The organism is Streptomyces toyocaensis, assembly GCF_000725125.1.
GTDB lineage: Bacteria > Actinomycetota > Actinomycetes > Streptomycetales > Streptomycetaceae > Streptomyces > Streptomyces toyocaensis.
Genome location: NZ_JFCB01000035.1, coordinates 1 through 25,721, shown reverse-complemented (window position 1 = coordinate 25,721; position 25,721 = coordinate 1). Strand labels below are relative to the sequence as shown.

Below are 25,721 nucleotides of genomic sequence, written 5' to 3'. Positions count from 1 at the left end.
ACGGACCACGACGGGAGCCCTCGGCCCACGCCAGGGAGAGGGCTCCGCCACGCGCCACCTCAAGAAACTAAGGCAAGGGAGCAGCAACACCATTGCTGCGGCCGGGGAACAGCAAACGCCCCCAACTGCCCAAAGGCCACCGCGTCCTCATCGGGGTCGTGGTCACAGGTGCTGCGATCATCGCCGCCATCGGCTTCGCGGGTTCCTACGTCGTCGTCCGCGAGCCGACGGTCAACAAAGGGCTCGGCACATTCACCTACGTCTTGCCCGTCGGCATCGACGCTGGTCAATGCGTCCCTTTCGCCCTCGCCCTGCTTCTCACCTGGATCCGCATGCTCTTCCGTCTCCGCCGTCAGACCGCGTGGCTCCTGACGGCGGCCACGATCGCCTTCAACGGCGCGGCCGCCTGGCCGGATCCCCTGGGCGTCGGCATGCACGCGATCATCCCCGTCTTCTCACCGGGCACCGCACCGAAGCTCAGCAACAGCCGCCTGAGCACCGCTTGTGCATCGCCACCTTCACGGCTCGCCCCAGTGCCGGAGGCGAACACAGGCCAATTGGGGTCACGCCTGATCAGACACCCAATGCGCAGCTCTGGCAACCGCTGTGCAGCCCGTGCGCAGTGGTCGCACGGCGAGCACCGCTGCTTGCGCATCCTCAGCCGAGGAGACATCCGAGCCATACGGACAGCGGGGGAGTGGTGGCCACGGCGTGGCCGATGCCAGAGCGCGCGATGGAGTGAACCCTCGCAAGCGACTACCGCCTGGTTTCTCGGGCGCTCACCGGCGGCCTCAGCCGCTGGACGACTCCCCGCGAGCACCGGGCGGTTCAGCCCTTCTCATTGTGCGCTGTCGTGACCTGCGGCACACTCGCGTGGTCCCACCCTGTTCACCGGTTGGAGGGAACGGTGAGAGCTACAGCCACGGACGGCCCGAGAAGACCGACCGCCTTCGGAGCAGCACTCCGGCGGTTGCGCCTGCTGGCGGGCTGGTCCCAGGCTCGTCTCGCCTCGGAACTGGGGTACCACCACAGCGTGATCAGCCGCTGGGAGACAGGTGATCGCAATCCACCTCTGCACCAACTGGGGCGGATCGACGAAGTATTACGCACGGGCGGCCGACTCACGGAACTGTACCGCGCAGCCGGCGAAGACCGGTGCGCCGACCCATGGCCGTACGCGCCGCCTTCCGCTTCCTCCCACGCACCGGGCGGCGATAGTGTTTTGCCGTTGAGTGAGGGCTCATGGCCCGCGCGGCTGCCCCACCATGGCGTGGCCTGTCCGTCGCACGGGACCGACGGCTGTGCCGTTCCCTCGCCCGAGCGAGCGGAGTCCCTCTGGCGTGCGTTCACCGCCAATCCCTCGAGCGTCGTGAGTGAGGATGTCATCCACATGCTCGCGGCCTACCTTGCGGTGGAGGTCCGCAGAACCGAGATCCCGAATTCCGTTTCAGGAGGGCCGACGGTCGAGGAGGCGATGCGTCTGATCACCGGTGGATGGCACGAATCGGGCGATCGGCCGAACCAGTCCCTGACCCGCCTCACTGCCGGATATGCCTCCCTGTGCGGGCAGTTGAGAATGCTCCGTGGACAACCGGCAGCGGCGATGGCCTTCTACGAACGGGGACTGCGATGGGCTTTGCGCTGTGACGACACGGCGCTGAAGGCCACGATTCTCTGCGACATGAACGCGCTCGCCCGCTTCGAGCACGATGGTGCGAGCGCCGTCGGCCACGCCCGCGCGCTGCTCTCCTTCGCCGGCGACATCAGTTGGGTCCGGTCCCTCGCCTGTCTCCACCTCGCTCGAGGGTACGCGATACTCGGCGACGCACGGGAAACCGTACGCCTGGTTGCCCGGTCCCGTGCCGCGCTCGAGGACTCCGCCACGAACTGCGGTCCGCGTCCCGACTGGATCACGGGAGATCAGGGACGGGCCTGGGTCGAGGCAGGGATCGGCGGTGCGCTGCGGGACGCCTCCGTGACAAGGGCGGACCGCGGACTCGCCCGCGAGGCACTCGACGCCACCGAACGCTCGAAGTCGCTGGTACCGGTAGGGCAGCGTCCGGCAGCGGTCCTGCTCGGTCTGCGACTGGCAGACTGCCATGCCTGTGCCGGCCGGCCGGACACCGCGGCCTACCTGGCGTCGCCGCTCCTGGCCGAGGCTCTGACCGCCACCCGGACGACCGTCAGCCACGAGCTGCGCGGCCTGTTGGGCCGACTCGCTCCCCATCAGCCCCACCTCACCTCCGCACACGCCCTTTCAATTCCCCCCTGACGGCCACGGGTATGTGTCGGCCGGTCGCACAGGGTCGACCTTGCATTCACAGCGCCCTCATGGGGACGGAGGGCCCGGTGATGGGCCGGTCGCGGCTTTCGTACGGCCAGACGTCGGGAACGCAGCCGTGCAATCCCTTGATCTGCCGGGCCCATCAGCATGCCGCCGGGGCGGCGAAAGCGGGGACCTCCAGAAGGGGCCGCCCGGCGGGATCTTCGTCGAGCCGGCCGACCACGGCCTCGGACGCTCCCGTGGCGGACTGACCAGCAAGACATCTCATGTCGCTAGAGGTCAACTTCGTTGGTCAGGCCGCGAGTGTGACGGGCGGGGGGAAGGCCCGTTCGGGGTCGTAGATCGTGCGGTTTTGCAGGCAGTGGTAGAGGCAGCCCAGGAGCTTGTTGAACAGGTTTCGCAGGGCTGCGGTGTGCCGTTCGCTGCCGGCGCGTCGGCGGTCGTAGTGCTCACGGGGTTCCGCTGAGCGGAGGGCGGCGAAGGCCCACATGTAGCCCACGGAGGCCAGGCGTTGATTCTTGACAGCCCTGGCGACCACGACATGGCTGCGGCCTGAGGCCCGTGTCACGGGTGCCGCGCCGGCGTATGCCTTCAGGGCCCGGGCATCGGCGAACCGGTCTCGGTCGTCGCCGACCTCGGCCAGGACGCGGGCTCCGGACATGACTGACAGGCCGGGAAAGCTGGTGATGATCTCCGCGTCCGGGTGGGTGAGGAACGCCGCCTCAGTGGCCGCCGCGAGGTCGTCCACGCTGCGGCAGGCCGCGTCGAGTTGCTGGACGAGGGCCTGGGTCTGCTTGCCCATGGCCTGCTCGACCTGCGGCAGCTGGTGCAGATGCTTCTTGCGGAAGACCTCTCGGAGCCGCTCGGCTTCGGCCTCGATTCCGCGTCGCAGCCGTCCGGCCCGCTTCAGAAGTGCCTGCAGCTGGCTCCGGGTGAGCCGGGCCGCTGCCGCTGGGGTGGGCGCCGCGGCCAGAACTGCGCGGGCGTGGGCTGAGTCGAGTCCCAGGGTGCCGTTGCCGTGGAACGAGGCGAGCGCGGCCGGGTAGTACTCGCGCAGGTGGGAACGGAGCCGGTTGGCCATCTGGGTCTTGTCCCAGATCGCGTCTTGGTGGGCTCGGGCCAGAACGGCGACAGCCTGGGCGAGCTCGCTGTCGGCGGGAAGCGGGCGGTGGGCGGCCATGTCGGTGCGCAGGATGTTGGCCAGGACTCGGGCATCGGCCGCGTCCGATTTGGCGCGGGCGACGCTGCTGCGGTCGCGGTAGCGTGCGGCGGCGAGCGGGTTGATGGCGTAGATCTTCCGGCCGGTCGCGCGCAGGCATGCGACCAGCAGGCCGCGGGGGGTCTCGATGGCCACCGGTATGGGGTGTTCCGGGGTGTCGCCGTGGCGGGCGAGCAGTTCCAGGAGGGCGTGGAATCCGGCGCTGTCGTCGCTGATGCGCACCTTGGCCAGCTGGGTGCCGTCCTGGTCCACCAGGGCGATGTCGTGGTGGTTCTCGGCCCAGTCGATGCCGCAGAAGACCTTGCTCAACCTCGTTCTCCCGTCCGCGTACTGTGTAAATGTGCTGGTCAGCTCCGTGCGGAGCACGCGGCGCTCTAATAGAAGTGCTCGGGGCACGCCATCTCATGAGCCGTTCGTGTCTCCAGCGACCGTCAGGGACCTCGGTCTGTTGGAGAGCTCTACGGCTCGCGAACTGCTGAGAGGTCGGCCCCTGACGGCGGGCTGGGGACATGAAACCTGGTGGGTTCCGCCGGGCGGGGCGCGGTCTTGCTGAAGGGATCGCGTCCCCGGATCCACCTTGCGCCTCCGCCCGGCGGCGCGGTGGTGTGAGCCGGTCTGACCTGAGGGATCCAGTCCCGGAACGGCGGCAGGCTTCCACTCCACACTGCGGGCCCTTGCACTCACGTGCTCGGGCTCACTGCTGAGCTATTAGATCCACCTCGTGGTCGAGCAGGGTCAGAAACCCTTGTCGGTGGTGATCACGGCCGGACGGCGGGGCGACGCCCCGCAGTTCGAACCCGTCCTGGAAGCGATCCGGGTTCCCCGGCTGGGGATCGGCAGGCCGCGCAAGCGCCCGGATCGGGTCCGGGCCGACAAGGCGTACGACTCCCGCAGCAACCGCTCCTACCTGCGCAGACGCGGGATCAAGGCCACCATTCCGGTTCCGGTGGACCGGGTCCGCAACCGCCTCAGGCGCGGATCACGCGGCGGGCAGCCGCCGAAGTTCGACAAGGACGACTACAAGCAGCGGCATGCTGTCGAGTGCGGGGTTAACCGCCTCAAGCGCTACCGGGCCGTTGCTACGGGGTACGACAAACTCGCCGTCCGCTATGAAGCGACCGTGCCGATCGCAGCCATCAACGAGTAGCTGTGACCAGCATCTCGCAACAGACCCTAGCTTGGGATTTAACCTCTGAGGGTGGCCTGGCTAGTCTCCGGCGAAGACCAAGTAGCTGCCAGGAGTTGCGGCACAGGCTTCCAAGTAGGCGGCGAGGGCGCGAACCGCTTCAGCTTCGGAGTCATCGGTGCAACACTCCAGAAGATCCGGGATCTCGCGCAGTGTGGCCTCGGCCTCTTGCTCGTTGAGGATCGTGTCGTTGTACGGGTCGACCGTCCAGAGCTTGCCCGATGTGTTGCGGGGGAGCTTGACGATCAGCTGAGCCAGTGCCTCGCCGGGTTCGTGAGTCTGCCGGATCAGAGTGGCTCTGCGCTTGGACCGGCGACTGGGCCAGAACGGACGGCCGTCGTGCAACTGCAGATCGATCCCCATGTCCACATTATGTCGCGGCCATCTCTCACTTCGCCCTTGACTCACGGGGTCGAATGGTGCGTCGAACTTGATCACTCGGTTCGGTATCCGGCGGACGCAGAAGCGGCCTTCGTCTGAACATGTGCTCCGACCAAGGAACACACACGTCCAACACGAAGGCCGCGAGGATGAGTCTGCTGCAACGCGACGTCCGGCAAGAGGCTTTGATGCAACTGTCATGCTTCCGGGGCTATTCCTGTCTCACCGCTCGTTCGGATGCGTTGGTCGAGCTGGCCGACGCTGTTCTGTGCGGCGATGGGCCGGTCAGGTCGCTGGCCGACCTGGATGTCCGATGCCGTCGGCGCCTACCCCACCACCCTCCCAGCTCTGTCCGCCTCCCACCTTCTGGACGACTGCGTCCCGCTCGCTTGTGGCACCGGTGACCACGATGAAGTCGTTTTCGACGCCGTGTACCTTGGGAAACCTCACCGTCACGCGGGGTCCTCCCTTTTATCCGTCGGTCGTGGTCTGTGTGTTTTGAGAAGCCGTCCGGGCGCCCTGCTCGACGGCCGCCCCGGGAACCCGACGCACGACCAGGCCGACACCCTCGTCGATTCGGTGATGCACACCTTGATCAACGCGGGGTGGATGTCCCACACCGCCGTGCCGGGAACAGACGGATCATGTACGTGAAAGGCCGGGTGGGTGTCCGCCGTGGTCGCCGTCGGCCGCAGCGGCAGCTTCTTCCGGCTCCGGCCAGACTGGGTCCACCGCCTTGCGGACCGTCCGCCACGACACGTGTACCTGCGCTCGGTCTGCCGCCTCGTCATGCTGCCGCGGTGGTCGCGCCGGACTGCGGCGTACAGCTCGGCCTTCGACATCCAGCAACTGACGTCATGAGCCAAGTGATCGCCAGTGCGAGGCACCTCACACCTCGCATCCCGCCTCTGCCACTCGGGAAGGGATCGCTTCATGAACCTCACGAGCGACCCCTTGAGGCGAGTCGTGTCCGCATACGCCGCCGCGGCCGCGGACCTGGCCACCGTTACCTCGGGACGCACTCGAAGAAGTCCGGGTGGGTCCGTGCTGGCGATCTCGGGAGCACCGGTCGCCAGGCTGAACGCGGTCATCAGCCCCAGCCCTGAACCGAGCGCCGAGGAGATAGGGTCGCTGGCCGCCGCCGAGGGCCCGTGGGAACTACCCTGGAGCATTCACGTCCGCGGGATGCCGGGTCCCTCGGTCGCCGAGTGGGCGGCGGGGCACGGACTGACCCACTACGCACGGGAACCCCTCATGATCCGACCCGCGGAGCTCGGCATGCCGGAGAAGCCGGTCGTCGACTCGCTGCGTGTCAGGGCCGTTTCGGGCGACGAGATCGGCCTGTACACCGCCACGATCGCGGCCGGCTTCCAGGCGTCGAGCGACGCCTTCCGGCTGCTGGCCAACCCGGCCCTGACGAAGATCGACGGAGTCACCTTTTACCTGGCGGATGTCGACGGCATACCGGTGGGCACTGGCATGGCGGCCATCTCCGGTGACCTGACGGGCATCTACAACATCACCACGCTTCCCGGCCACCGACGGCGCGGTTACGGACGGGCTCTGACGATCGAACTGACCCGCGCGGGCTTCGCCGCCGGTGCCAGGACCGCCTACCTCTACGCCAGCACGATGGGGGAGCCGATCTACGCATCGATCGGCTTCCGCGTCGAGGAATACCTGACCCTGATCGTGGCGCCGCCGCGGCGCTGCCAGGGCGTCCCGCCCCTCCGGCACCGTCTCCCACCGGAAACGGCGGGTTGCCTCGTCGACGGTGCCGGCCACTCTCGCGCGGCGGCGCCTCGGCTATGGGCGCGGTGCACGCATGAGGTGCGAGCGGGACGAGGTCACCTTCCTGGGTGGCGTCCGGCACGGCTTCACCCTCGGCTCCCCGGTCGCGGTCATGGTGGGCAACACCGAGTGGCCCAAGTGGGAGCAGGTCATGGCGGCCGACCCGGTCGGCCCGGAGGTGCTGGCGGGCCTGGCCCGTGACGCGCCGCTGACCCGGCCCCGGCCCGGCCACGCCGACCTGGCCGGCATGCAGAAGTACGGCTTCGACGAGGCCCGCCCGGTCCTGGAGCGCGCCTCGGCCCGGGAGACGGCGGCCCGGGTGGCGCTGGGCGCGGTGGCCCGGTCGTACCTGAGGGAGACCGGCCGGCATCGAGATCGTCAGCCACGTGGTGGAGCTTGCCTCCGCCAAGGCGCCCTACGGGGTGTACCCGGCCCCGGCCGACGTCGAGAAGCTGGACGCGGACCCGGTGCGCTGCATGAACGCCGACGTCTCCAAGGCGATGGTCGCGGAGATCGACCGGGCCCACGAGGACGGCGACACGCTCGGCGGTGTGGTGGAGGTGCTGGCCTACGACGTGCCGGTGGGCCTCGGTTCCCACGTGCACTGGGACCGCAGGCTGGACGCCCGGCTGGCCGCCGCGCTCATGGGCATCCAGGCCATCAGGGGCGTCGAGGTCGGCGACGGGTTCGAGCTGGCGCGGGTGCCGGGTTCGCAGGCGCACGACGAGATTGTGTGCACGCCGGAGGGCATCCGGCGAGTGTCGGGTCGCTCGGGGGGTACGGAGGGCGGTCTGTCGACGGGCGAGCCGCTGCGGGAACGGGCGGCGATACAGCCGATCGCGACGGTGCCGCGAGCGCTGCGGACGGTGGACGTGAGCACCCGTGAGGCGGCCAGGGCACACCACCAGCGCTCGGACGTCTGCGCGGTACCGGCGGCCGGGATCGTCGCGGAGGCGATGGTGGCGCTGGTGCTGGCGGACGCGGTGGCTGAGAAGTTCGGCGGTGACAGTGTGACGGAGACCCGCCACAGCGTCCGCTCCTACCTTGACCATGTGGCCATCCGATGAACCGGCCCGTCGATCGTGCTGGTCGGCCCGATGGGCGTTGGCAAGTCCACCGTCGGACGGCTGCTGGCCGACCGGCTGGGCGTCGGTTTCCGGGACACCGACGATGATGCCGTCGCCGGTCAGGACCGGACCATCGCGGAGATCTTCGCGGACGGGGGCGAGTCGGCCTTCCGGGCGCTGGAGAAGGAGGCGATGGGGCGGGCGCTGGCCGAACACGAGGGTCTCCTGGCTCTGAGCGGGGGCGCAGTCCTGGACGGGGACACGCGTGCGCGGAGTGTGGCTGGGTGGGTTTCAATTAGTTCCAGCGTGTAAAGGGCCGGTTGGGGCTTTTGCTGGTCAGGGCTGTTTTGCCTGGTCGGTGGGCGGGGTTTAGCGGCTGCGTGTGGGGCGGGCGTGTTGTTCGGCGAGGTGGTCGAGTCGTACCGCGTCGAGGGTTGTCTTGGTGATGCGTTCGGTGCCGTCGTGGATGGCGGTGATGGCCGCTTGGCGGATGAGTCGGGTGAGGGATCCGATGCGGCCTGCGGTGCGCTGGTGGAGGTAGGGGCGTGCCGAAGGAGGGTGCTGGTAGGGCCAATCCGCGTCGAGCAGGGTGCACCCGCACAGTACATGGATTTTCCCATGATTGGATTATCCAGGTACATTGTGGTCATGGATGATCGACAGCTGAACGAGGAGCTCCACGACTGTCTGTTCGTGATTCGTGCCCGTGTGCATACCGAGCTCAAGGAACTGGCCAGGGAAGCGGGGTTGACCGATACCCAGACCGATGCGCTGTGGAGGCTGAGTCGCGGGCCGGAGATGACCGCGCGCCGACTGGCCGACCGCTTGCAGTGCGACGCCTCGACCGCCACCTCGATGATCGACCGGCTGGAGAAGCGTGGCCTGGTCCGCCGCGTGCCCCACCCCACCGACCGCCGCGTGAAAGTTATCCAGCTCACCTCCAAGGGGTGCGCGCTGCGCGATCGCGTCATCCAGCACACCACCGAGCACTCGCCCTTCGCCCGCCTTGACCACAAGAGCAGGCTGCGCCTGCACGCGCTTCTCCGCCAAGCGATCGACGGCAACCACCCGACAGGAGAGACCGCCAATGTCATGGTGACCCCGGAAGAGGAACAGCGATGAGCAGCAAGACCGCGGTCATCACGGGCGGAGCCTCGGGTCTGGGTTTGGTGACGGCACGCCAACTGGTCAAGGCTGGGCACAGTGTTGTCCTCGTCGGTCGGGACGCGTCGCGCACCCGGGACGCCGCTGAACACCTGCATGACTTGGCCCCTTCGGACAGCGAAGCGGCCCCGCCGCGGACGTACACCTCCGACCTGGAGCAGTGGTCGCAGGTACGGGCACTGGCCGCGGAACTGGCGGCCGACAGCCACCCAGTGGACATCCTCATCAACAACGCAGGGGCAGCCTTTCCCCGGTACGAGCAGACAGCGGACGGCGTGGAACGCACCTACGCGCTCAACCACCACGCTCCGTTCCTGCTCACACACGCCTTGCTGGCCGAAGGAGCGCTTGCGCCCCAGGCGCGGATCATCAACATGTCCTCGTTTGTGGAAAAGCGAGGCAAACTCGACGCCGCCGATCCGGATGTGGCGGGAACATCGTGGAGCAACCGTTTCTACAACCAGATCAACGTCTACGCGACGAGTAAGCTCGTCAGCCTCCTGGCGGCGCGAGAGCTTGCACGCCGCCTTCCCGACGGTATGAGCGTCTACAACGCCAATCCCGGCATGGTCAAGGGCACCGCGATGAACAGCAACGCCGGCGGGCTGATGCGGTTGAGCGCCCCGCTGTTCCGACCGTTTTCCATCACCCCGGACGAAGGGGTGCAGACCCCTGTCTGGCTCGCCACCGCCTCGCCCGCACCACACCCCAGTGGCGGTTTCTTCAGCAAGTCCCGGCCGGACACCCCTTCACGCCTGGCTCTGAACGGCACCCTCGCCAACACCGTGTACACCAAGACCGCAGCCCTCCTCGGGGTGGTGCCCCTCACGAGGTAAGTCCGTCCGGGCCTGCGCAACACCCACCGCGCTCTGCGACTGCACCTTCGCGTCGCCTTCTGCGGCGTCAGGCCCTCGTTGCATTCCTGCAACCACATCGCTGGCGCCGCAACACGCCTGCGTGCGCTTGGCCAGGCTCTTTCCAGCCCGGTGCCTCATCCCGGTCGACGGTCCAGCCGCCCGGGAGCGATGGCGAGGTTCGGGGCTTCAGGATGCCGGCCTGGCCGCACCCTCCGCGGCGGGTTCGGGAGTCCGTGTATCGGGCGCGGTGCGGGGGCCGGACACCAGGGCCGCGGCGGCGAGATCGAGGTGGGAGTTCATGTCCAGCTGAACCGGCCGTAGGGGTTCACGTGCGTCCAGAACAGCGGGGACAGGACCGGTCGGCGTCGCTGCCGCTTCTGCCACGTCTCCTCGCTCAGAATGTCCTGCAGGAGCAGGGTGTTGACGTGCACCAGCGCCGACTGGAGCAGGTGCAGGGCGAGTACGAGCATGGAGACCTCCTGGGACTCCTTGTCGGAGCCGGCAGGTCGCCGTCCTTGCCGTAGAACAGGTCGTGGTTGGCGGAGTTCCAGTTCTCCACGACCTGGAGCCCGTCGTTGATCTCGCGGCGCAGGTCGGCGTCGGCGAGGTAGTCGCAGATGAACGCCGTACGCACCGACCGCCCGAGTTCCTCGATCGCCCGGTGCGTGGGATGCTTGGGCTCGCCGCGGGTGAAGCGCCGCAGGACCTGCTCGGCCTCCGTGGTGCCCAGGCGCAGGCGAGTTCCTCCACCACTACGCCGTACCGCATCCCGCATACCCCCGTGTGATCCACTCGGGCAGCAGCGTACGAAGGAACCGCCGGTCGCGTTCGGGCCTGTGGATAACCCGCGTCCGTGCTGCTCAACGGCCCCGGAGTACCGCGCGGATGGCGTCGACGGGGCCGGATGAAGGCATGCGCCCGCTGTTCGGCCTGGGCGTGGTCTTCGTCGGTCAGGGCCCGCCGTACGCCAGTTCGGTGATCTCGACTTCGTACGTCCGGTAGTCGTCCGCAGGCCGGCGCAGCGGGACGGGGTACAGGTGCCAGCCGTGTGCGGTCGACCGCCACAGCTGGCGGTCGGCCTCGGCGAGGGTGCCGTAGTGCTCGATGAACATCGCCACGACGTCCGCGGTGAACTACATCGACGGCCGGTCGTCCGCCGCGCACCCCGGGCAGTGGTCCTTGCCCGTGCACACCGCGAGGCACTGGTCGTAGCGCGGCGGCCAGCGGGGTGCCGTCGATGTCGCTGCGCCCGCCGGGCTCGCTGCCCACGTACGCTCGCACTGCCCGCTGCACCCGCCCTGTTGCTTCACGCTGAGTGGTGGCTCTCCCGTCGAGTGCACGGCCGTACGCTCCGAGTGTCAACTATACACTCCGCGTATACACGCGGCGTATACACGCTGTGTAGAGTGCTCGGCATGTCCATCGGTCACACCCTCCTGGGGCTCCTGGAGTCCGGCCCGCGTCACGGTTACGACCTGAAGCGGGCCTTCGACGAGAAGTTCGGTCACGACCGGCCGCTGCACTACGGCCAGGTCTACTCGACGATGTCCCGCCTGCTGAAGAACGGGCTCGTCGAAGTCGACGGCATCGAGGCCGGCGGCGGCCCCGAGTGGAAGCGGTACGCGATCACCGAGGCCGGCATCACCGATGTCGAGCGGTGGCTCGCCACGCCGGAGAAGCCGGAGCCGTACCTCCAGTCGACGCTCTACACCAAGGTCGTCCTGGCGCTGCTCACCAGCCGCGACGCCGCCGACATCCTCGACACGCAGCGCTCGGAGCATCTGCGCGGCATGCGGATCCTCACCGACCGCAAGCGCAAGGGCGATCTCGCCGATCGACGGCCGACGAGCAGCAGCCCCACGGCGCCCGCGAGCAGGGTCAGCACCAGGGGGATCGGGCGCTGGAGGACGGCGAGCACGGTCACCGCGGCGACCACGGTGATGATGACGGCCGCCTCGCCCGCACCGATCCTGTCAGCGGTGGCCCCGGCCGGGGCCACCGGCCGGGCGCCAGCGGGTTCGGCGGTGGACGGGGGAGTGGGCATGACGGGGCCTCCAGACGGTGCGGCGGGACGTCCGCGGTCCGGGGTGCCTGGCGCGGTGAGCCGATGGTGGCACTGCCCGCCCCGCTCCCGCGACCTCCACAAGCCTGTGCCCGGACCCGACGTTGCTTCCCCCTGTGGCGCGAAGCCGCAGGCCAGTCTGAGAAGTGAGCAGACCGTGTCCACGCCAGCGGCGGAGACCTGGCGCACGATCCGCGACCGGCTCCTGGGCTTACACCTGGGCCGCGACCTGATCGCCGTGCGGGCCGAACTCGCTGCGGACGCCGGTCCCGACGCCGACGACGTGGAGCAGCTCGACGGGCATCCCGTCCGTGCTGCTCCCGGCCTGCCCGGTGTGTGACGACGCTCCTGTGGACGGCCGCGCCCTGCCGGTGTCCTCGGCGGTGCCGGTGCGGCGGGCGCGTGCCCGGTCGGTGAGCTGGTGGAGGTGGTCGATCCCTGCCTGCATGAACGCCTCTGGTCCTTCCTCCTCGGCACCGGGCAGCCGCAACAGCCCCTGTCCGGTGCCGGCCTGTTCGGCCAGCACCGACTCCAACCAGCCGGCCAGCGCGGCGATCTCGGAGGCCAGGCACATGGTCAGGACGTGCACGATGCCCGACGGGTTGATCATCATCGGCACCATCTGGGCCACGATCAGGGAAAGGCCGGACTCCTCCAGCACCGCCCGCAGCCGGGCGAGGGCGGGGTTGTCGGGCATGCCGAGCCCGTGCATCAGATACAGGCCGCCGATCCCCGCCAGCACCGCAGCGGCGTGGCGCGCGGCGGCCATCTCCTCGACACCGGCCGCCTGGAGCAGGCCGAGCGGGTCGACGGCCCCAGCTCGGATCCACCCGTCGAACTCGCCTGTCTCCTCGGCCTGCCGCGCATCTGCGGCGACGTCGCTCCAGTCGAGGCCGGGCATGAGGGTGGCGAGCGCGTCGACGAGCCGCTCGCCGCCGACTTCGCCCGCGCCCAAGGCCGCGGCCGCGACCATGCTCACCGCTCCGCGCCGCCGCCGGCGGTCCTCACCCTGGTCGATCTCGGCGTCCGGATCCTCCAGGACTCGCCGCATCACCTCGGGGTGCGCGCCCGGCGTGCCCGCGCCCCACCACCCGCCCGGCCTCGGTGTAGAAGGCATCCTGCTCCTCATCACTCCCGCGGGCCGCCGTACGGCCGACTCGACCAGGCGCTGCGCCGTGGAGCGTCGCATCGCCCACACCAGGGCCTCCCGCACGGCCGGCCACGGCGGCGGCACGATACGGGACCAAGCGAGGCTCCTCGGACGAACGTGATGCGTAGACAACACCACCGCAACGACCAGGAGTCTCGCCTCGTCACACCACCCCCCTGACCTGCACCATCACCCCTGCAGGACAGGATGAAATGGTTCAGTGATCGCACCTCTCGCACCCGTGCAAGACACCTCGCGAGCTGGGAACAGAGCCGGGCAGGACCTACCAACAAGGACCGGAACCGTTTCTCGCTCGCGGCCCGCCGACGGTGCCGTAGGACACGCCAGCGGGCCGCGAAAGCTGGCCGCTCACAGAGCAGGACGCAGCACCGCGTGGAAGATCTCCAACGCCTGGGTCATCCGGTCGTCGTCGCTTTCCACTGCCGGCGTGGACACTGCATCGGCCGCGGCCGCGAGCCCGGGTTCCTCCCGCTGGAAGAAGGTCGACGGCTGCCCCCGGCAGTACCAGTAGCGTCGTCGCGCCGCTGGCACGCGCTGTCAACAAAATGGCGCTAACCCCGATCTTTCGTGACGGTCCGCCGACAGAGTCGGTGGACCGTTTCGCTTTCTGTGGCTGGTGGTGGGCAGGCTGAGGAGCCGTGTGTCGTCTCGGGTGGACGCCGGGTTCCACTGCTCCGGTCTGTGGTGGCTGCCTCGTAGGGGTGGGAAGGTTGCTGGTCAGCCGGGGTTCGGCAGGAGGGCATGCCGTTCGAGGGCGTCTGTGACCTCACCGGTCCAGGGCCAGTGGCGGGCGATGCGGAGGATGCGGCGCCGGCCGGTGGTGACGAGCTGGGCGGCTGCGGAGAACAGGCGGAACCGCAGACGGCGGGGCTCCCAGAGACGGGCCTGTCCGGTCAGGGCGAGCATGAGCATCCAGGCCAGCAGGTCGAGAGCGATCTGGACGATCTCCAGCCAGAGCCGGTTCTGCGCGGTGTGGTGCAGGGGCAAGTCGCGCAGGCCGGTGGACCGGGCAGCCCGGATCCGGTCCTCGGCCCGGGCCCGCAGACGGTGCCGCAGCTCAAGCTCGGCGATCGATCGGCCGGCGGTGTTGGTCGCGAAGCACGTGATCCGCATGCCGTCCGCATCGGTGATCCTCAACTGCGCCCCGGAATGCGGCCGTTCCTTGCGGACGATCAGCCGCATCCCCTTCGGCCAGCCGTCCAGCAGGCTGCCGGTGAGTTCGGCGACCCAGGCTCCGTCACGGATCTTGCCGTCGGCCTCGACGGCCGGTGTCCAGGCCGGGGCCGGGATCTTCGGCACATGCTGGTGGATGGTGTCGGTGATCACCATGCCGACCGAGTAGGACAGCCATCGGCCTCGTTTCGCGAGCCAGGACACGAAGTCGTGGGTGCCGCCGCCGGAGTCCGTGCGGATCAGCGTCTGCCGTCCGCACCGGTACTTCTTCGGTAGTTGTGCCAGGGCCAGTCGGGCGGTGGCGATGTGGTCGGCGGCCGTGTTCGAGCCCGCGTTGCCCGGCCTGAGGAGCACGGCGACAGGCTCTCCGGTGCCACCGGGGCCGTGGTCGGCGAAGGCCGTCAGAGGATGATGGCCGTAGGTCTTCTTCCAGGTCGCGGCCGCTTCCTGCTTGCCGGAGTGCGCGATCACCAGGACGCCGTCGAGGTCGACGGTGACCTGTCCGTCGGTGTCCGGGGCGTTCTCGCCGGCCAACGATCAGACCCGGCTGCGAACTTCGGACCGTGCGGACCGGACGGCCTGTAGGGCCTTCTCGTCGGAGGCGGCAAGGGTGTCGATCAGACGGGAGACGGTCGGGTCGGAGGCGACCGGGCCGAAGAGGGCCGGCTCGCACCGCAGCATGGCGACATCCGCGAGGCAGTCCCCGCCCAGTGCGACCGCCAGAGCGAGGTCCAGGAGGATCTTGCCGGGATCGTGGGCGGCCCGCGGCTTGCGCCACGGAGCCAGAGCTGCGGACATCGCCTGGTCAAGGCCCGTTTTGCGGACCGTCTCCAGCAGCAGGACCGCACCGGCCTGCGAGACCACCTGCCGACCGTCTCCCTGGACACGGACACGTGGGTACGACGAGATAGGCTCTCTCACCTGGAAAGTGCTCTTTTCCTTGCAGCCAACAGGACCCTCAGCAAGTCCTATCGTTGCAGGTCAAGGGCACTTTCCGTGTTTGTTATCAACACTTGGACAGCCCACCTCGTGAAAGCGCGAGGCTAGCCGTCCCTCCAGGCCCGCTTATCCAGAGCCTTGCGGGTGGGATAGCGTTGCGAGATACGCAACCTTCTGCTGAAGATCAGCAACGTATTTTTCGAGCTGGCGGATTCGGTCGAACATCTCATGCAGGCCGACCCCCCCGGTCATGAGGTTGCCCGTAACCAAAACGTCTCCATCAAATACGCCAGCCTTCCCCCCGGCTACGTTGCTCGAGGCGAACACGCCGTTGGCGCCCCTGCCGTACAGGCCGTTGCCGCCGTGGTCGTTCACTCCAGCCACACCGGACTTAGCGGAGAGGCTCGCTATCCCCAGAACGCCATCGTTGCTCGCCTACTGTGCCGTTTCCGTTCTTTCCGTCTCCGAATAGCCCGTTGTGGCCACGACCATATATGCCGTTGCCGTTGTTTTCGTTGACACCTGCGACGCCTGCTTTTCCTGGAGCCTTGCCGACTCCAAGAACTCCGTCACCTGTGTCGCTCGTTCCGACTACTTGTGTCACGACTGCTCCCTGTTCTAATTGAGAGTTGGCGTAATTAACTGCGGAACTGTTGATTGTTGGATCGCGTGATGCGAGTTCCACTCCTACCACGGTTGCACTGGCGCGTTCAGGTGGCATCCCGGGAGTAGATAGGTGCAGTTCATGGACCTACTGCGCGCTGGCTGGTCCGGCCGTGCGACCACGCCTTCCCGCGCTGAACGTTGTGGCTGCAGGCCTGCGCGTCCCCTCGCTGGCGGCACAGGTAGGCGTCGGCTCGGGTGTTGCGCCGACGTGCGCCGGCGTAGCGTCGCGTACAGCCCGCCCCGCAGAGATGGCCGGTGTACAGCTGGCAGGCAGCACCTCGACCGCAGAGATGGAACGGATCGTCGAGAGACGCAACCTCATCGCATACACCGGTGATCGAAGCGGCCGAGGCCGGGCTCCGATCGCCGTTGCCGAGGTCAAAGCCGATCTGGCCTTCATCTCGGCGATCCTGGAAAAGCAGCTGCTCCAGGAGGACAACCGACGCCTGCGCCAAGAAGTCGAACGGCTCAAGGGTGCAGTCCGTGGCAGCCTCGGTCAGCAATTCGACCAGTTCGGCGCCGCCGACCTTGGCACCCGCGTCGATGAGCTCATGGCGGAGAACGAGCTTCTGCGGGCTGAGCGTGACAATGCCTTGTCCCAGGTCAAGGACCTGACCAAGCAGCTCAACGAGGTCCAGGACGATCTCACCGGCACCCGGGAGAGTCTGCGCCGCATGATGAGGACCGAGAAAGCTCCCTGACAGCCGGGCGAAGGAAAAGGCTCGCGCGGGAGCACCTCGGTCAGCGCGAGCCCCAGCACCTGGCAGAAAAGAACCTCCCCCCGGCAGCGCTCGGTTAGCCTCCTGCCTACTCGGTGATTGACCGTCAGGGGGCACTGGTGAGCGACAGGGACAGGCAGCGCAGCACGGCCAGCCAGCGGGCCAGCACGAGGACCGCGCAGCGGCGCAACGAGCTGCGCGCCGAGGCGGCCCGGCTCCACGAGGAGCGGCAAAACCTGGGCAGTGCCCGAACCCGCGCCGAAACTTGGGCACTCACAGCCGCCGCTGTCGTAGGTGCCATCAGTCTGTCGGTAACCGCATGGGGAACCTACTGGACTGCCCGAGTGGCGGAAGATCAGCTCCAGCAATCCAAGGAACAGGATGAGGACAAGGCGAAGGCGCAGGCTGCTCGGGTGACGTACTGGCTTGAGCAGCCTACATCGGAGGACCCTCGAAAGGTCAGGGGGAGCGGGAACCGGCTTGTGATCGTTAACCGGTCATTGGATCCGGTCACGAACGTCAGCTTCATCTATGAGGTCCACGAACCTGTACCGCATGGATCGCCTGACACCGCAGGACTGATGGCTTGGGGATTCTCGTCCATCTCCACCTTCCCGCCGTGCTCGAAAACCATCGTCAGGTCAGTCGACCTCAGTCTGACGGACGGAAAGCCGGTCCCGACAAAGGCATGGCTGCAGATCGCGGAGATGGTCTTCGTCGACGCCCAGGGTAGGGGTTGGCACAGGGGCAATGAAGGAAGCCAACTCGTGAAGGATGAAGCCGGCGGCTTTCTGGCCGACGTGGACGCGCTTAGCAGGAGACTGGAATTGGATCGGGGGGGACTCAAATGGACTCGCCTAAAGCCGGTAGACCAGCCCGTCATCGAGAACTCAGCCGCCTGGGCGAAGCCGCTGGAGGAGTGCGGCAAGAGCGAGTGATGCCTGTAGGGTGAGGGTCTTTAGAGCTCATAACACGATCTTGTGCTCCGGCCTCTAAATGTGTGGGAGGGTGACCCAGGTTCGTGGGCATGGAGAGGGCGTACTGGATGAGCGTGGTGTGGGCGGCAACGTCACCGGAGTCCGGACTCTTCCGCCCGGCAGAGCGTTGTTCAGGGTGGGGGGATCTGTCAGACCACTTCGACGAACTGCGTTCACTTGGGCAAGGCTATGTCGAGGTCCGGTCGCCGAGAGAGGACTTCCCGATGCTGAGCCTGGCCTTCCGGGGTGATCAGGCGGTCGTCCATCTGATGAGTAGCCCTGAGCAGATGTTCCTGCTCGCAGGAGACGGCACTGTGCCCTCGAGTGCCGAGGTTGAGGTACCGATCATGGATGACCTTGCCGTGTTCACGGGCGGCTTCGTGCTGGACACCGATCGAGCGTGGAACCAGGTGCATACCTTCTTCCGAACCCGGGATGTCTGGCCTCCCGGTGCGTGGCATGAGCTGTAGCCAAGACCTACCTCGTGCCCGAATCATGATCGATGCTTCTTTAGCCGCCTCCAGCAGATGAGGCTGCAGGCGAGGGAGACGAAGGCGTCGTGGAGTTCGGTACGGCGCTCCCAGCGGACGGCGATGCGCTTGAACTGGTGGAGCAAGGCGAAGGTCTGCTCGACGACATGGCGGAGCTTGCCCAGGCCCTTGATGTTCGGGGAGCCCTTGCGGGAGATGACCGGCAGGATCCGGCGCTTGCGTAGTTCGTCGCGGTTGGGGTTGGAGTCGTAGCCTTTATCTCCGAGCAGGGCCTCGGGGCGGCGGCGGGGTCGGCCCGGGCGGCCGGCGACGGGTGGGACGCCGTCGACCAGGGCGAGGGTCTGGGTGACGTCGTTGACGTTGGCCGCGGTGGTGACGACCTTGAGCGGGGTGCCGCGTCCGTCGCAGATCAGGTGGTGTTTGCTGCCCGTCTTCCGCCGGTCGACCGGCGACGGACCGGTGTCGGCTCCCCCTTTTTGACGCGGACGTGGGAACCGTCGACGCATGCCCTGGACCAGTCGAGCTCGCCGGCCGCGTTCAGCTTGGCGAGCAGGATGCGGTGCAGCCGGTGGAAGACTCCGGCCCGCTGCCAGCGCTCGAGGCGCCGCCAGCAGGTCTGGCCCGAGCCGAACCCCAGCTCTGCGGGCAGTAGTTGCCAGGCGATGTCGTTGCGCAACACGTACAGGATGCCCTGCAGGCACAGCCGATCCGGCACCGGGCGCGGGCCCGGAGCCCGCTCAGGCCATGGCGGCAGGAGCGGTTCGATCAATGCCCACAGGTCATCGTCCACGATCCACGGCCGGGTAGTCACACCATCTCGAACGGGCGAATCGTCACACCGGTCACGGCCCACCAGGACCATTCAACAAGATCGTGTTACGAGCTCTTAGAGGTCGTTTTCGTCCGATGTTTTATCCCGGAATTAGCCGTTTGGTCTGCGGTGTCGGGTCGCGCCAGGAGATGGTGTTCTCGCCGGTGAGGCGGCGGGTCATGAGGTCGGTCATGGCAATGTGAATCACGGCTTCGGAGCGGGTGGGCAGGGTTTCGTAGTCGCGGGCCAGGCGGCGGTGCAGCATGAGCCAGCCATAGGTCCGTTCGACCGCCCACCGCTTCGGGATCGGAGTAAAACCCCTGGTCCCGGGCTTTCGAGCGGTGATTTCCATGTCGATGCCGAGGACGGCGGCATGTTCGACGAGGTGCTGGCGGTAGCCACCGTCGACCCACACCTTGCGGATGCCGGGATGGTCGGCGGCGACCTGGTCCAGGAGCCGGGCGCCGGCGACGGAGTCCTGCACGCTTGCCGCGGTGACCAGCACGGCAAGTAAAAGTCCGAGGGTGTCGGTGACGATGTTCCGCTTCCGGCCCACGATTTTCTTCCCGGCGTCGATGCCCTGGCCGGCGGCGGGGACGCTGGTGGAGGTCTTGACGCTCTGCGCGTCGATCACACAGGCCGACGGCTCGGCGTCCCGTCCTTCCTTCTCCCGTAGCAGCTGCCGGAGCAGGCCGTTGAGCTGGGCGAACACACCCTCGTCCGCCCACTTGGCGAAGTAACCGTAGACGGTGTTCCAATGCGGGAAGTCGTGCGGAAGGTAGCGCCACTGGACCCCGGTGCGGTCCACATACAAGATCGCGTCCATGATGTCGCGCAGGTCGTGTTCCGGCGGCCGGCCGAAGTTCAGGGCCCTGCCGCGGCGCTCGAGCCGCCAGGCAGAGAGCACCGGCTCGATCAACTCCCAGCGGGCATCGGACAGATCACTCGGATACGGGCGTCGCCTCGGCATGCTTCCGGCGTACCGCCGCGGACCGAGTGCGCCCAGGCGCACAGCGACACCAACAGAAGCACGCTTCCGCGAAGGCCGGGCGTCCTGGGATGAGACAGGCACAAGTCACTTCCCGCCTCACCTGTCACCCCACCCGACCAGCAAAAATCAATCCGCATCTCCAGCAGCACGAGCACCACAACCCGACGGCCTGAAAATCGCCTAATACACAGATAATCCAGATGAAAACGACCTCTTAGAGCAATACCGGTGACTTTGGTGGGTTCTGGTCGTTGGATGGGTTGTGCCAAGACCGGGTCAGGTGAAGTCGTCGGGGGTTGATCGGTTCTCGGATCGGATCGCGTTGGGGGTGCTGACGCGGGCGTTTCCGCCGGAGCTGATCGACGAGGTGGTTGCCGAGTGCGGCAGGGTCGAGCAGCGGACGCGGCTGTTGCCGGCACGGGTGGTGGTCTACTTCGTCCTGGCGATGTGTCTGTTCTTCGGGCAGGGCTATGAAGAGGTGGCCCGGCTTCTGGTCCAGGGGCTGGAGCGCGAAGGCCGGTGGGTGAAGGCCTGGCGGGTGCCCACGACGGCGGCGATCGGCCGGGCGCGTCTGCGGCTTGGGCCGGAGCCGTTGCGGGCCCTGTTCGCGCGGGTGTGCCGGCCGGTGGCGGTCGCGCGGACGCAGGGGGCCTGGTATCGGCGGTGGCGGCTGGTCGCGGTGGACGGCACGGTTTTCGACGTTCCGGACACCGTGGCGAACGCCCAGTTCTTCGGGCGTCCCGGTACCAGTCGCGGGCAGGGCCGCAGCGCATATCCGCAGGCGAGGGTGGCGGCACTGGCCGAGTGCGGCACCCATGCCGTGTTCGCGGCCGAGGTCGGACCGCTCAAGGTCCACGAGACCGTCCTGGCCCAGCGGCTGTTCCCCGCGCTGACGAAGGGCATGCTGGTGCTCGCCGACCGGGGCTTTTGCGGTCTCGATCTGTGGCGGGCCGCGAAGGCGGGCGGCGCGGACCTGCTGTGGCGGGTCCGCAGTGTCGTGGTGCTGCCGGTCCTGGAGGCCCTCCCCGACGGTTCCTACCTGTCGGAGATCGTTGCCGCGCGGGACAACTACCGGCGCGCGGACCCCGAGCGGGTGCGGGTGATCGAGTACGCCCTCGGCCCCCGCGGTGGTGACGGCACCGTCTACCGGCTGATCACCACCCTCCTCGACCCCGACCAGGCACCGGCCGAGGAGCTTGCCGCCCTCTATGCCCAGCGGTGGGAGATTGAGAACACCCTCGACGAGATCAAGAACCACCAGGGCGTCCCAGGGCTGGTGCTGCGTTCCCGGCACCCACGCGGCGTCGAACAGGAGATCTTCGCGTTCCTGCTGGTCCACCACGCGCTGCGGGACCTGATGCACCGGGCCGCCCTCCAGGCCGGGCACGATCCCGACCGGATCTCCTTCACCCGCACCCTTCGCGTCGTCCGCCGTCATGTCACCGGGCAGGCGGCGCTTTCCCCCCTCGCGACTGGCCCGGTCCACCGCCCGGAGTCTGCGTGAGATCACCGAACGGCTGCTGCCCGCACGGCGGTTGCGCTCCAACCCCCGCGTGATCAAACGCAAGATGTCCAACTGGGCCCTCAAGCGAGCCGAGCACCACAGCCCACCACGGCCAGACACCCCGACGGTCCGGCTGGTCGGGCCGACCAGAGCCACTTCAACCAGCCGGAAAACAACCTAATTCACCGGTATTGCCTCTTAGAGGGTCGTTTTCACCTATGCCGCCCCCTTATTGGGCGATTCTTTAAGCGATGGATGGCGGTACAGGCGAGGTCGTGGAGACCGTCGATGCGGGCGAGTCGTGGGAGGTTGCGGATGGGGCGAAAGGGCCGTGATCCTGTCTCATCCCAGGATGCCCGGCCTTCGAGGCCTCGACCGCCGTTGGCGTGCGACTGGGCGCACTCGGTTCGCAGCAGTACGACGGAAGCATGCCGAAGCGACGCCCGTATCCGAGCGATCTGTCCGATGCCCGCTGGGAGTTGATAGAGCCGGTCCTGGCGGCCTGGCGTTTCGAGCGCCGCGGCCGAGCCCTGGACATCGGCCGGCCCCCCGAACACATCATCAGTTGGAAGGGGTTCGCCGCTCATCTGACCGAGACCTGCGCTCCCGAGGGCCCCAACGTGATCACGGATGTCACCACCACCGCGGCCACCACTCACGACAGTCAGGTCCTGCCCGGCATCCACACCCGCCTGCCCCGTCGCGGCCTGCTGCCCGCCGAGCACCTGGTCGACGCCGGCTACACCTCCCTGCCCCACCTGGAACAGGCCGCCCGTGAACACCAGGTCACCGTCTCCGGTCCGCTGAAGAGCAACCCCACCCGCCAGCACCGCCGATACGAGGGCTTCGCCCGGGACGACTTCCACATCGACTTCGACCGTCGGCAGGTCACCTGTCCCCAGGGCCAGGTCAGCCAGGGCTGGCACGGCCCCTACCCGACCTCCTCGCCCACCGCGGCCCCGCTGATCGTGGCCCGGTTCACCAAGAGCCAGTGCCAGCCCTGCCCCGCCCGCGCTCAATGCACCACGTCCCGCGAAAGCCACCGCACCCTGGGCTTTCCCCCTCGAGAGCTCCGCGACCTGCAACTCCGTGTCCGCGCCGAGCAACAGACTCTCGAGTGGAAGGCCCGCTACGCGGTCCGCTCCGGGATGGAGGGCACGGTCAACGAGTTCGCCCACGGACACGGCATGCGGCGCTGCCGCTACCGCGGACAGGGAAAAGCCCACGTCCAGCATGTCCTGGCAGCCATCGCCGTCAACATCGAGCGCGTCAGCGGACTGCCATCAGCCGTGGAAGCACCCACACCCCGCCGATCGACTGCCTTCCAGAACTACCTCGACCAACGCGAGAGCCCCCGGCTCAAGTCCTGGCGCAGCCTGAGTAGTTGACCTCAACGGCTACAAGATCCCCGACAAAGTCAAGCTAGTACTCCAGTGCGGTTTCGTGATCTAGCGATCAGGTAGGGCACGGAGTCGACGTCGGTGGTGGCTTCGGCGGGCGGCGGCCTGGTGATGTCGGCGCCAGCTTGGCCAGTGCAGGAGCCTGCTCACAGAGGTGCTCGGTGAGCTCAGCAGCGACCCCAGCAGGTGGCGGATCTCCGGGACGGTCAGGTCGATCGGTCGGTGCTGCGGACGGGGCGATCCGGCTCGGCGGTTCTGGCCGGTGTGGCGTCCGCGGCGAGAACGGTCAGAAAGGCCAGGGCCAGCATGGCCAGAGTGATGTGCCGGTGCCAGGCGATCCAGTGGCGGACCTGGTAGTGGTCCAGGCCGACCTGACCCTTCGCTGCCTGGAAGCACTCTTCGATGCACCACCTGGTGCCAGCCACCCGCACCAGCTCGGACAAAGGCACCTGCTTCGGGGACCAGCACAGGTAGAAGGCGAGTTCGCCGCTGTCGGGGTTGCGGCGGATCAGCAGGTACCGGCCACCGCCGGTGCCGGTCTCGATCCAGGCCCAGTCGTAGTAGCGGGGTCCCTTCGCCCCGGCCCCGCAGCTCTGACGGTGCCAGGCGGTGGCGGGTAGGCGGTCGGGAACGGTGTCCGCCCGGGCGGTGGTCCGGCCCTGGTTGATCCGCACCCGGGTGCTGCAGGCGACGGCTAGGACGTAACCCAGTCCGCGTGCTTCCAACACCGTGCGCAGGCCGGGGTCTTGGCCGTATGCCTCGTCGCCGGTTACCCAGGACGCGCTGATCCCGGCATCCAGGGCTGCCGCGATCATCTGCCCAGCCAGGGCGGGCTTGGTCGCGAATGCCGTGTGGCCGGGGATCCCGGCGCGGGTGCGACGCTCGGCGTCCTGGCACCAGGTCTGTTCGGGCAGATAGAGCCGACGGTCGATCAGCGCCCTGCCTCTGCTGGAGGCGTAGGCGAGGAACACGCCGACCTGGCTGTTTTCGATCGGGCCTGCGGTGCCCGTGTACTGCCGCTGCACGCCCGCCGAGCTCCGGCCCTTCTTCAGGAACCCCGTCTCATCGACGATCAGTACGCCGTCGTCGGCGCCGAGGTTCTCGAAGACGTAGGCGCGGACGTCGTCGCGAACTTCATCGGCATCCCAACGGGCGGATCGCAACAGCTGCTGCATCGGCCCGGGACGGTCGTGGTCGGCTTGTTCGGCCAGCTGCCAGCAGTTTTTCCGCTCGGTTTGGGACAGCAGTCCGAGCAGATAGGCGCGGGCGGTCGCCCGCGGTTCCACCCTGCGGAACCGGCCCGCGATCCGGGCCACGGCCTGGTCGAACATGGCCCGCCAGCGGGCTGTGTCTATGCTGTGGCCCGCGGCCACTGCACGATCTTCAGGAGTCCATACAATCCTTGATGATCACGCGGTGGCCGCTTTAGTTCCCGTACCCGTGCCCAGGTGGTGCCAGGCATGGCTGCACCCGTGGGCGCAGAACCGAGCCCGTCGCCGCTCGTCAGCCACGCCGAGCAGCGCGACCAGCAGTCGGAACGCCTTGACGCGTTCGTCCTGCGGCAGGTTGATGATCTTTGTCAGCTGCTCCGTGAGGCGCCCGCGTGTGATCAGCACGGCCGGGGTGTGCGTGGGCCGGATCCCGGCTCTGCGGATGCTCTCGGGTCCGTCCTCGGTGAGGGCCCGGGCCTGGATGCAGAACCCGGCCAGGTCGCGCAGGACTTCGAACTGCTCGGTGCCGGCCAGGCTCTCGAACCAGTCGACGCCCTGATCAAGCGGACGGATGCCTTGTGCCAGCCCGTTCAGGACCATCGCGCGCTCGTCCATCCCGCCTCACTTCCACAACACCCCAGACCGTCGACCTTGCACGGCCATCGAACCAGATCGCGAAGTGTGACTGGAGTACTAGGTGTGCATCGGCCGGAACGGGATGACAGCGATGCCGGAGGTGACCGCGATGACAGGGCCGCGACAGCCAACCGAGCCGCGGGGTACTACCGATCACCGACGCAGCGCAGCGACGGACGGGTCACCAGGGGACGGCGCCCTCGTCGTCGAAGAAGCCGCCGCGCGGTCCGTCGTCCGGCAGAGTTGCGAGCCGGATGGCGATCGCGGCACCTTGCTCGGGGGTCCGCGACGCGTTGAAGCCAGTGAAGTCGGTCGCCACGTACCCGGGGCAGCAGGCGTTCACGATGACTTTCGTATCGGCGAGCCGGCGGGCGTACTGTGCCGTGACACTGTTGAGCATGGACTTCGACGGTGCGTACGCGGCCATGATTGGGCCGGTCTGCAACGTCAGTGAGCCCATGTTGCTCGACACGTTGACGATGCGCGGCGAGTGTGCGCGGCTGAGTAGCGGGAGCATCGCGTTCGTCACCCGAACGGCCCCGAACACATTGGTGTCAAGGACGGTGCGGACGACGTCAAGGTCGAGCGTCGTGGGGTCCTGTGCGCCGCCGTCGGTCTCGCCGGCGATGCCCGCGTTGTTGACGAGCGCGTCAAGCCGTCCTGCCTCCTGCTCGATGGTCGCCGCTGCTGCGGCGACGCTGTCGTCGGAGGTAACGTCGAGGGCGACCCCGAATACGTCGGCACCTGCGGCACGCAGTTGCTCGACGGCCTCCTCGCGCCTGGCGTCGTCACGAGCCCCCACCGCGACCGTGAAGCCGATCGCCGCGAGACCCTGTGCAATGGCGAAGCCAATTCCCTTGTTCGCGCCGGTGACCAGCGCGGTCATCATGTCGTTCACTCGATCCATGCTCGGCGAGCTGCGCACTCGTCGTCCAATACCGAATCAGTCGGCCGTGATACTCGGCAGGTATCAGGCGTTAGGCTGCTCAGGTGGACGATCTCGAGACCCGCGAGCTCCGGT

At 67.9% G+C, this 25,721-nt stretch carries 20 protein-coding genes and 11 pseudogenes; 17 read left to right on the top strand and 14 right to left on the bottom strand.

Features of this window, described 5'->3' with window-relative positions:
* Nucleotides 1–95: 95 nt before the first annotated feature.
* The 3 genes and pseudogenes from BU52_RS36560 to BU52_RS34220 all read left to right on the top strand — a co-directional run.
* Nucleotides 96–452: pseudogene (locus BU52_RS36560) on the top strand (DUF2637 domain-containing protein); the annotation flags it as partial.
* 401 nt (nt 453–853) lie between these two features.
* Nucleotides 854–1,117, top strand: a pseudogene (locus tag BU52_RS37195) (helix-turn-helix domain-containing protein); the annotation flags it as partial.
* A gap of 273 nt (nt 1,118–1,390) precedes the next feature.
* Nucleotides 1,391–2,272 (top strand): hypothetical protein, encoded by an 882-nt coding sequence (locus tag BU52_RS34220; RefSeq protein ID WP_235216437.1) that lies wholly within the window; start codon nt 1,391–1,393, stop codon nt 2,270–2,272.
* A 304-nt stretch (nt 2,273–2,576) separates the two neighbouring features.
* On the opposite strand, the gene BU52_RS28110 is transcribed toward BU52_RS34220, so the two are convergent.
* Nucleotides 2,577–3,812, bottom strand: a complete 1,236-nt coding sequence (locus BU52_RS28110) for an IS110 family RNA-guided transposase (protein WP_037939675.1) — start codon at nt 3,810–3,812, stop codon at nt 2,577–2,579.
* A gap of 403 nt (nt 3,813–4,215) precedes the next feature.
* Here BU52_RS28110 and BU52_RS28105 point away from each other — a divergent pair.
* Nucleotides 4,216–4,650, top strand: a pseudogene (locus tag BU52_RS28105) (transposase); the annotation flags it as partial.
* Between the two features lie 60 nt (nt 4,651–4,710).
* Here the strand turns inward: BU52_RS28105 and BU52_RS28100 are convergent.
* Nucleotides 4,711–5,052, bottom strand: a complete 342-nt coding sequence (locus BU52_RS28100; protein WP_037939749.1) for a hypothetical protein — start codon at nt 5,050–5,052, stop codon at nt 4,711–4,713.
* Between the two features lie 167 nt (nt 5,053–5,219).
* On the opposite strand from BU52_RS28100, the pseudogene BU52_RS37035 reads away from it, so the two are divergent.
* The 4 pseudogenes from BU52_RS37035 to BU52_RS28080 form a co-directional block, all read left to right on the top strand.
* Nucleotides 5,220–5,405, top strand: a pseudogene (locus tag BU52_RS37035) (NF041680 family putative transposase); the annotation flags it as partial.
* Nucleotides 5,406–6,003: 598 nt separating this feature from the next.
* Nucleotides 6,004–6,726 (top strand): annotated as a pseudogene (locus tag BU52_RS37030) (GNAT family N-acetyltransferase); the annotation flags it as partial.
* Between the two features lie 118 nt (nt 6,727–6,844).
* Nucleotides 6,845–7,928 (top strand): annotated as a pseudogene (aroC, locus tag BU52_RS28085) (chorismate synthase).
* A gap of 30 nt (nt 7,929–7,958) precedes the next feature.
* A pseudogene (locus tag BU52_RS28080) lies at nt 7,959–8,198 on the top strand (shikimate kinase); the annotation flags it as partial.
* A gap of 99 nt (nt 8,199–8,297) precedes the next feature.
* On the opposite strand, the pseudogene BU52_RS36550 reads toward BU52_RS28080, so the two are convergent.
* Nucleotides 8,298–8,483 (bottom strand): annotated as a pseudogene (locus tag BU52_RS36550) (ATP/GTP-binding protein); the annotation flags it as partial.
* A 51-nt stretch (nt 8,484–8,534) separates the two neighbouring features.
* Between BU52_RS36550 and BU52_RS28075 the strand changes: the two are divergent.
* Entirely contained in the window at nt 8,535–9,050 is a 516-nt protein-coding gene (locus BU52_RS28075) for a MarR family winged helix-turn-helix transcriptional regulator (protein WP_235216445.1), read from the top strand.
* The gene (locus BU52_RS28070) at nt 9,047–9,928 is read left to right on the top strand and encodes an SDR family NAD(P)-dependent oxidoreductase (protein ID WP_037939671.1); all 882 of its coding nucleotides are present in this window, start codon (nt 9,047–9,049) and stop codon (nt 9,926–9,928) included. Before BU52_RS28075 ends, BU52_RS28070 begins: the two co-directional genes overlap by 4 nt.
* A gap of 317 nt (nt 9,929–10,245) precedes the next feature.
* On the opposite strand, the gene BU52_RS36885 is transcribed toward BU52_RS28070, so the two are convergent.
* The 3 genes from BU52_RS36885 to BU52_RS35405 all read right to left on the bottom strand — a co-directional run bounded on the left by BU52_RS36885 (nt 10,246) and on the right by BU52_RS35405 (nt 11,067).
* Nucleotides 10,246–10,419, bottom strand: a complete 174-nt coding sequence (locus BU52_RS36885; RefSeq protein ID WP_107061284.1) for a Tn3 family transposase — start codon at nt 10,417–10,419, stop codon at nt 10,246–10,248.
* Nucleotides 10,344–10,724 (bottom strand): Tn3 family transposase, encoded by a 381-nt coding sequence (locus BU52_RS35030; RefSeq protein ID WP_107061287.1) that lies wholly within the window; start codon nt 10,722–10,724, stop codon nt 10,344–10,346. Before BU52_RS35030 ends, BU52_RS36885 begins: the two co-directional genes overlap by 76 nt.
* Nucleotides 10,725–10,899: 175 nt before the next feature.
* A complete protein-coding gene (locus BU52_RS35405; protein ID WP_157847924.1) occupies nt 10,900–11,067 on the bottom strand; it encodes a hypothetical protein in 168 nt (55 codons plus the stop codon).
* Nucleotides 11,068–11,364: 297 nt separating this feature from the next.
* On the opposite strand from BU52_RS35405, the pseudogene BU52_RS34195 reads away from it, so the two are divergent.
* A pseudogene (locus BU52_RS34195) lies at nt 11,365–11,787 on the top strand (PadR family transcriptional regulator); the annotation flags it as partial.
* A gap of 435 nt (nt 11,788–12,222) precedes the next feature.
* On the opposite strand, the gene BU52_RS28055 reads toward BU52_RS34195, so the two are convergent.
* From BU52_RS28055 to BU52_RS35400, 3 genes and pseudogenes are all read right to left on the bottom strand, one after another.
* Nucleotides 12,223–13,128, bottom strand: a complete 906-nt coding sequence (locus BU52_RS28055; protein WP_157847923.1) for a hypothetical protein — start codon at nt 13,126–13,128, stop codon at nt 12,223–12,225.
* Between the two features lie 771 nt (nt 13,129–13,899).
* Nucleotides 13,900–15,276: pseudogene (locus tag BU52_RS28045) on the bottom strand (IS1380 family transposase).
* 144 nt (nt 15,277–15,420) lie between these two features.
* Nucleotides 15,421–15,669, bottom strand: a complete 249-nt coding sequence (locus tag BU52_RS35400) for a hypothetical protein (RefSeq protein ID WP_157847922.1) — start codon at nt 15,667–15,669, stop codon at nt 15,421–15,423.
* 539 nt (nt 15,670–16,208) lie between these two features.
* Between BU52_RS35400 and BU52_RS28040 the strand changes: the two genes are divergently transcribed.
* The 3 genes from BU52_RS28040 to BU52_RS28030 all read left to right on the top strand — a co-directional run bounded on the left by BU52_RS28040 (nt 16,209) and on the right by BU52_RS28030 (nt 18,126).
* Nucleotides 16,209–16,661, top strand: a complete 453-nt coding sequence (locus BU52_RS28040; RefSeq protein ID WP_157847921.1) for a hypothetical protein — start codon at nt 16,209–16,211, stop codon at nt 16,659–16,661.
* A 137-nt stretch (nt 16,662–16,798) separates the two neighbouring features.
* A complete protein-coding gene (locus tag BU52_RS28035) occupies nt 16,799–17,617 on the top strand; it encodes a hypothetical protein (RefSeq protein WP_037939660.1) in 819 nt (272 codons plus the stop codon).
* 89 nt (nt 17,618–17,706) lie between these two features.
* The gene (locus tag BU52_RS28030) at nt 17,707–18,126 is read left to right on the top strand and encodes a hypothetical protein (protein ID WP_235216435.1); all 420 of its coding nucleotides are present in this window, start codon (nt 17,707–17,709) and stop codon (nt 18,124–18,126) included.
* A gap of 23 nt (nt 18,127–18,149) precedes the next feature.
* Here the strand turns inward: BU52_RS28030 and BU52_RS34190 are convergent.
* Together BU52_RS34190 and BU52_RS28020 are read right to left on the bottom strand one after the other, a co-directional pair.
* A protein-coding gene (locus BU52_RS34190; protein WP_235216434.1) for an IS5 family transposase occupies nt 18,150–19,009 on the bottom strand; the annotation gives its coding sequence in 2 pieces (ribosomal slippage) (nt 18,150–18,638 and nt 18,641–19,009; 858 coding nt in all).
* 49 nt (nt 19,010–19,058) lie between these two features.
* Nucleotides 19,059–19,928 carry an IS5 family transposase gene (locus tag BU52_RS28020; protein ID WP_078903483.1) on the bottom strand — a complete coding sequence of 290 codons (870 nt, stop codon included), beginning with the start codon at nt 19,926–19,928 and terminating at the stop codon, nt 19,059–19,061.
* 283 nt (nt 19,929–20,211) lie between these two features.
* Here BU52_RS28020 and BU52_RS28015 point away from each other — a divergent pair, with 283 nt between their 5' ends.
* From BU52_RS28015 to BU52_RS28010, 3 genes and pseudogenes are all read left to right on the top strand, one after another.
* Nucleotides 20,212–21,453, top strand: coding sequence for an IS4 family transposase (locus tag BU52_RS28015; protein ID WP_037939658.1), 1,242 nt, complete (start codon nt 20,212–20,214; stop codon nt 21,451–21,453).
* Nucleotides 21,454–21,881: 428 nt separating this feature from the next.
* A pseudogene (locus BU52_RS37190) lies at nt 21,882–21,980 on the top strand (IS5 family transposase); the annotation flags it as partial.
* Between the two features lie 93 nt (nt 21,981–22,073).
* The gene (locus tag BU52_RS28010; RefSeq protein ID WP_235216444.1) at nt 22,074–22,841 is read left to right on the top strand and encodes a transposase; all 768 of its coding nucleotides are present in this window, start codon (nt 22,074–22,076) and stop codon (nt 22,839–22,841) included.
* Nucleotides 22,842–23,059: 218 nt separating this feature from the next.
* On the opposite strand, the gene BU52_RS28005 is transcribed toward BU52_RS28010, so the two are convergent.
* From BU52_RS28005 to BU52_RS27995, 3 genes are all read right to left on the bottom strand, one after another.
* Nucleotides 23,060–24,184: an IS701 family transposase gene (locus tag BU52_RS28005; RefSeq protein WP_407702065.1), complete on the bottom strand. Its 1,125-nt coding sequence runs from the start codon at nt 24,182–24,184 to the stop codon at nt 23,060–23,062.
* A 78-nt stretch (nt 24,185–24,262) separates the two neighbouring features.
* Nucleotides 24,263–24,679: a DUF5958 family protein gene (locus BU52_RS28000; RefSeq protein ID WP_051858652.1), complete on the bottom strand. Its 417-nt coding sequence runs from the start codon at nt 24,677–24,679 to the stop codon at nt 24,263–24,265.
* 202 nt (nt 24,680–24,881) lie between these two features.
* The gene (locus BU52_RS27995) at nt 24,882–25,607 is read right to left on the bottom strand and encodes an SDR family oxidoreductase (RefSeq protein ID WP_037939655.1); all 726 of its coding nucleotides are present in this window, start codon (nt 25,605–25,607) and stop codon (nt 24,882–24,884) included.
* Between the last annotated feature and the right edge of the window lie 114 nt (nt 25,608–25,721).

Coding starts and splice junctions, on each gene's coding strand:
- BU52_RS28020 (WP_078903483.1), bottom strand. CDS start 19,928: ATGCCGAGGCGACGCCCGTATCCGAGTGATCTGTCCGATGCCCGCTGG.
- BU52_RS34220 (WP_235216437.1), top strand. CDS start 1,391: ATGCTCGCGGCCTACCTTGCGGTGGAGGTCCGCAGAACCGAGATCCCG.
- BU52_RS28070 (WP_037939671.1), top strand. CDS start 9,047: ATGAGCAGCAAGACCGCGGTCATCACGGGCGGAGCCTCGGGTCTGGGT.
- BU52_RS35030 (WP_107061287.1), bottom strand. CDS start 10,724: ATGCGGGATGCGGTACGGCGTAGTGGTGGAGGAACTCGCCTGCGCCTG.
- BU52_RS27995 (WP_037939655.1), bottom strand. CDS start 25,607: ATGGATCGAGTGAACGACATGATGACCGCGCTGGTCACCGGCGCGAAC.
- BU52_RS28040 (WP_157847921.1), top strand. CDS start 16,209: ATGGCCGGTGTACAGCTGGCAGGCAGCACCTCGACCGCAGAGATGGAA.
- BU52_RS28100 (WP_037939749.1), bottom strand. CDS start 5,052: ATGGGGATCGATCTGCAGTTGCACGACGGCCGTCCGTTCTGGCCCAGT.
- BU52_RS36885 (WP_107061284.1), bottom strand. CDS start 10,419: ATGCTCGTACTCGCCCTGCACCTGCTCCAGTCGGCGCTGGTGCACGTC.
- BU52_RS28075 (WP_235216445.1), top strand. CDS start 8,535: ATGGATTTTCCCATGATTGGATTATCCAGGTACATTGTGGTCATGGAT.
- BU52_RS28030 (WP_235216435.1), top strand. CDS start 17,707: ATGGAGAGGGCGTACTGGATGAGCGTGGTGTGGGCGGCAACGTCACCG.
- BU52_RS28000 (WP_051858652.1), bottom strand. CDS start 24,679: ATGGACGAGCGCGCGATGGTCCTGAACGGGCTGGCACAAGGCATCCGT.
- BU52_RS28005 (WP_407702065.1), bottom strand. CDS start 24,184: ATGTTCGACCAGGCCGTGGCCCGGATCGCGGGCCGGTTCCGCAGGGTG.
- BU52_RS28055 (WP_157847923.1), bottom strand. CDS start 13,128: ATGCCTTCTACACCGAGGCCGGGCGGGTGGTGGGGCGCGGGCACGCCG.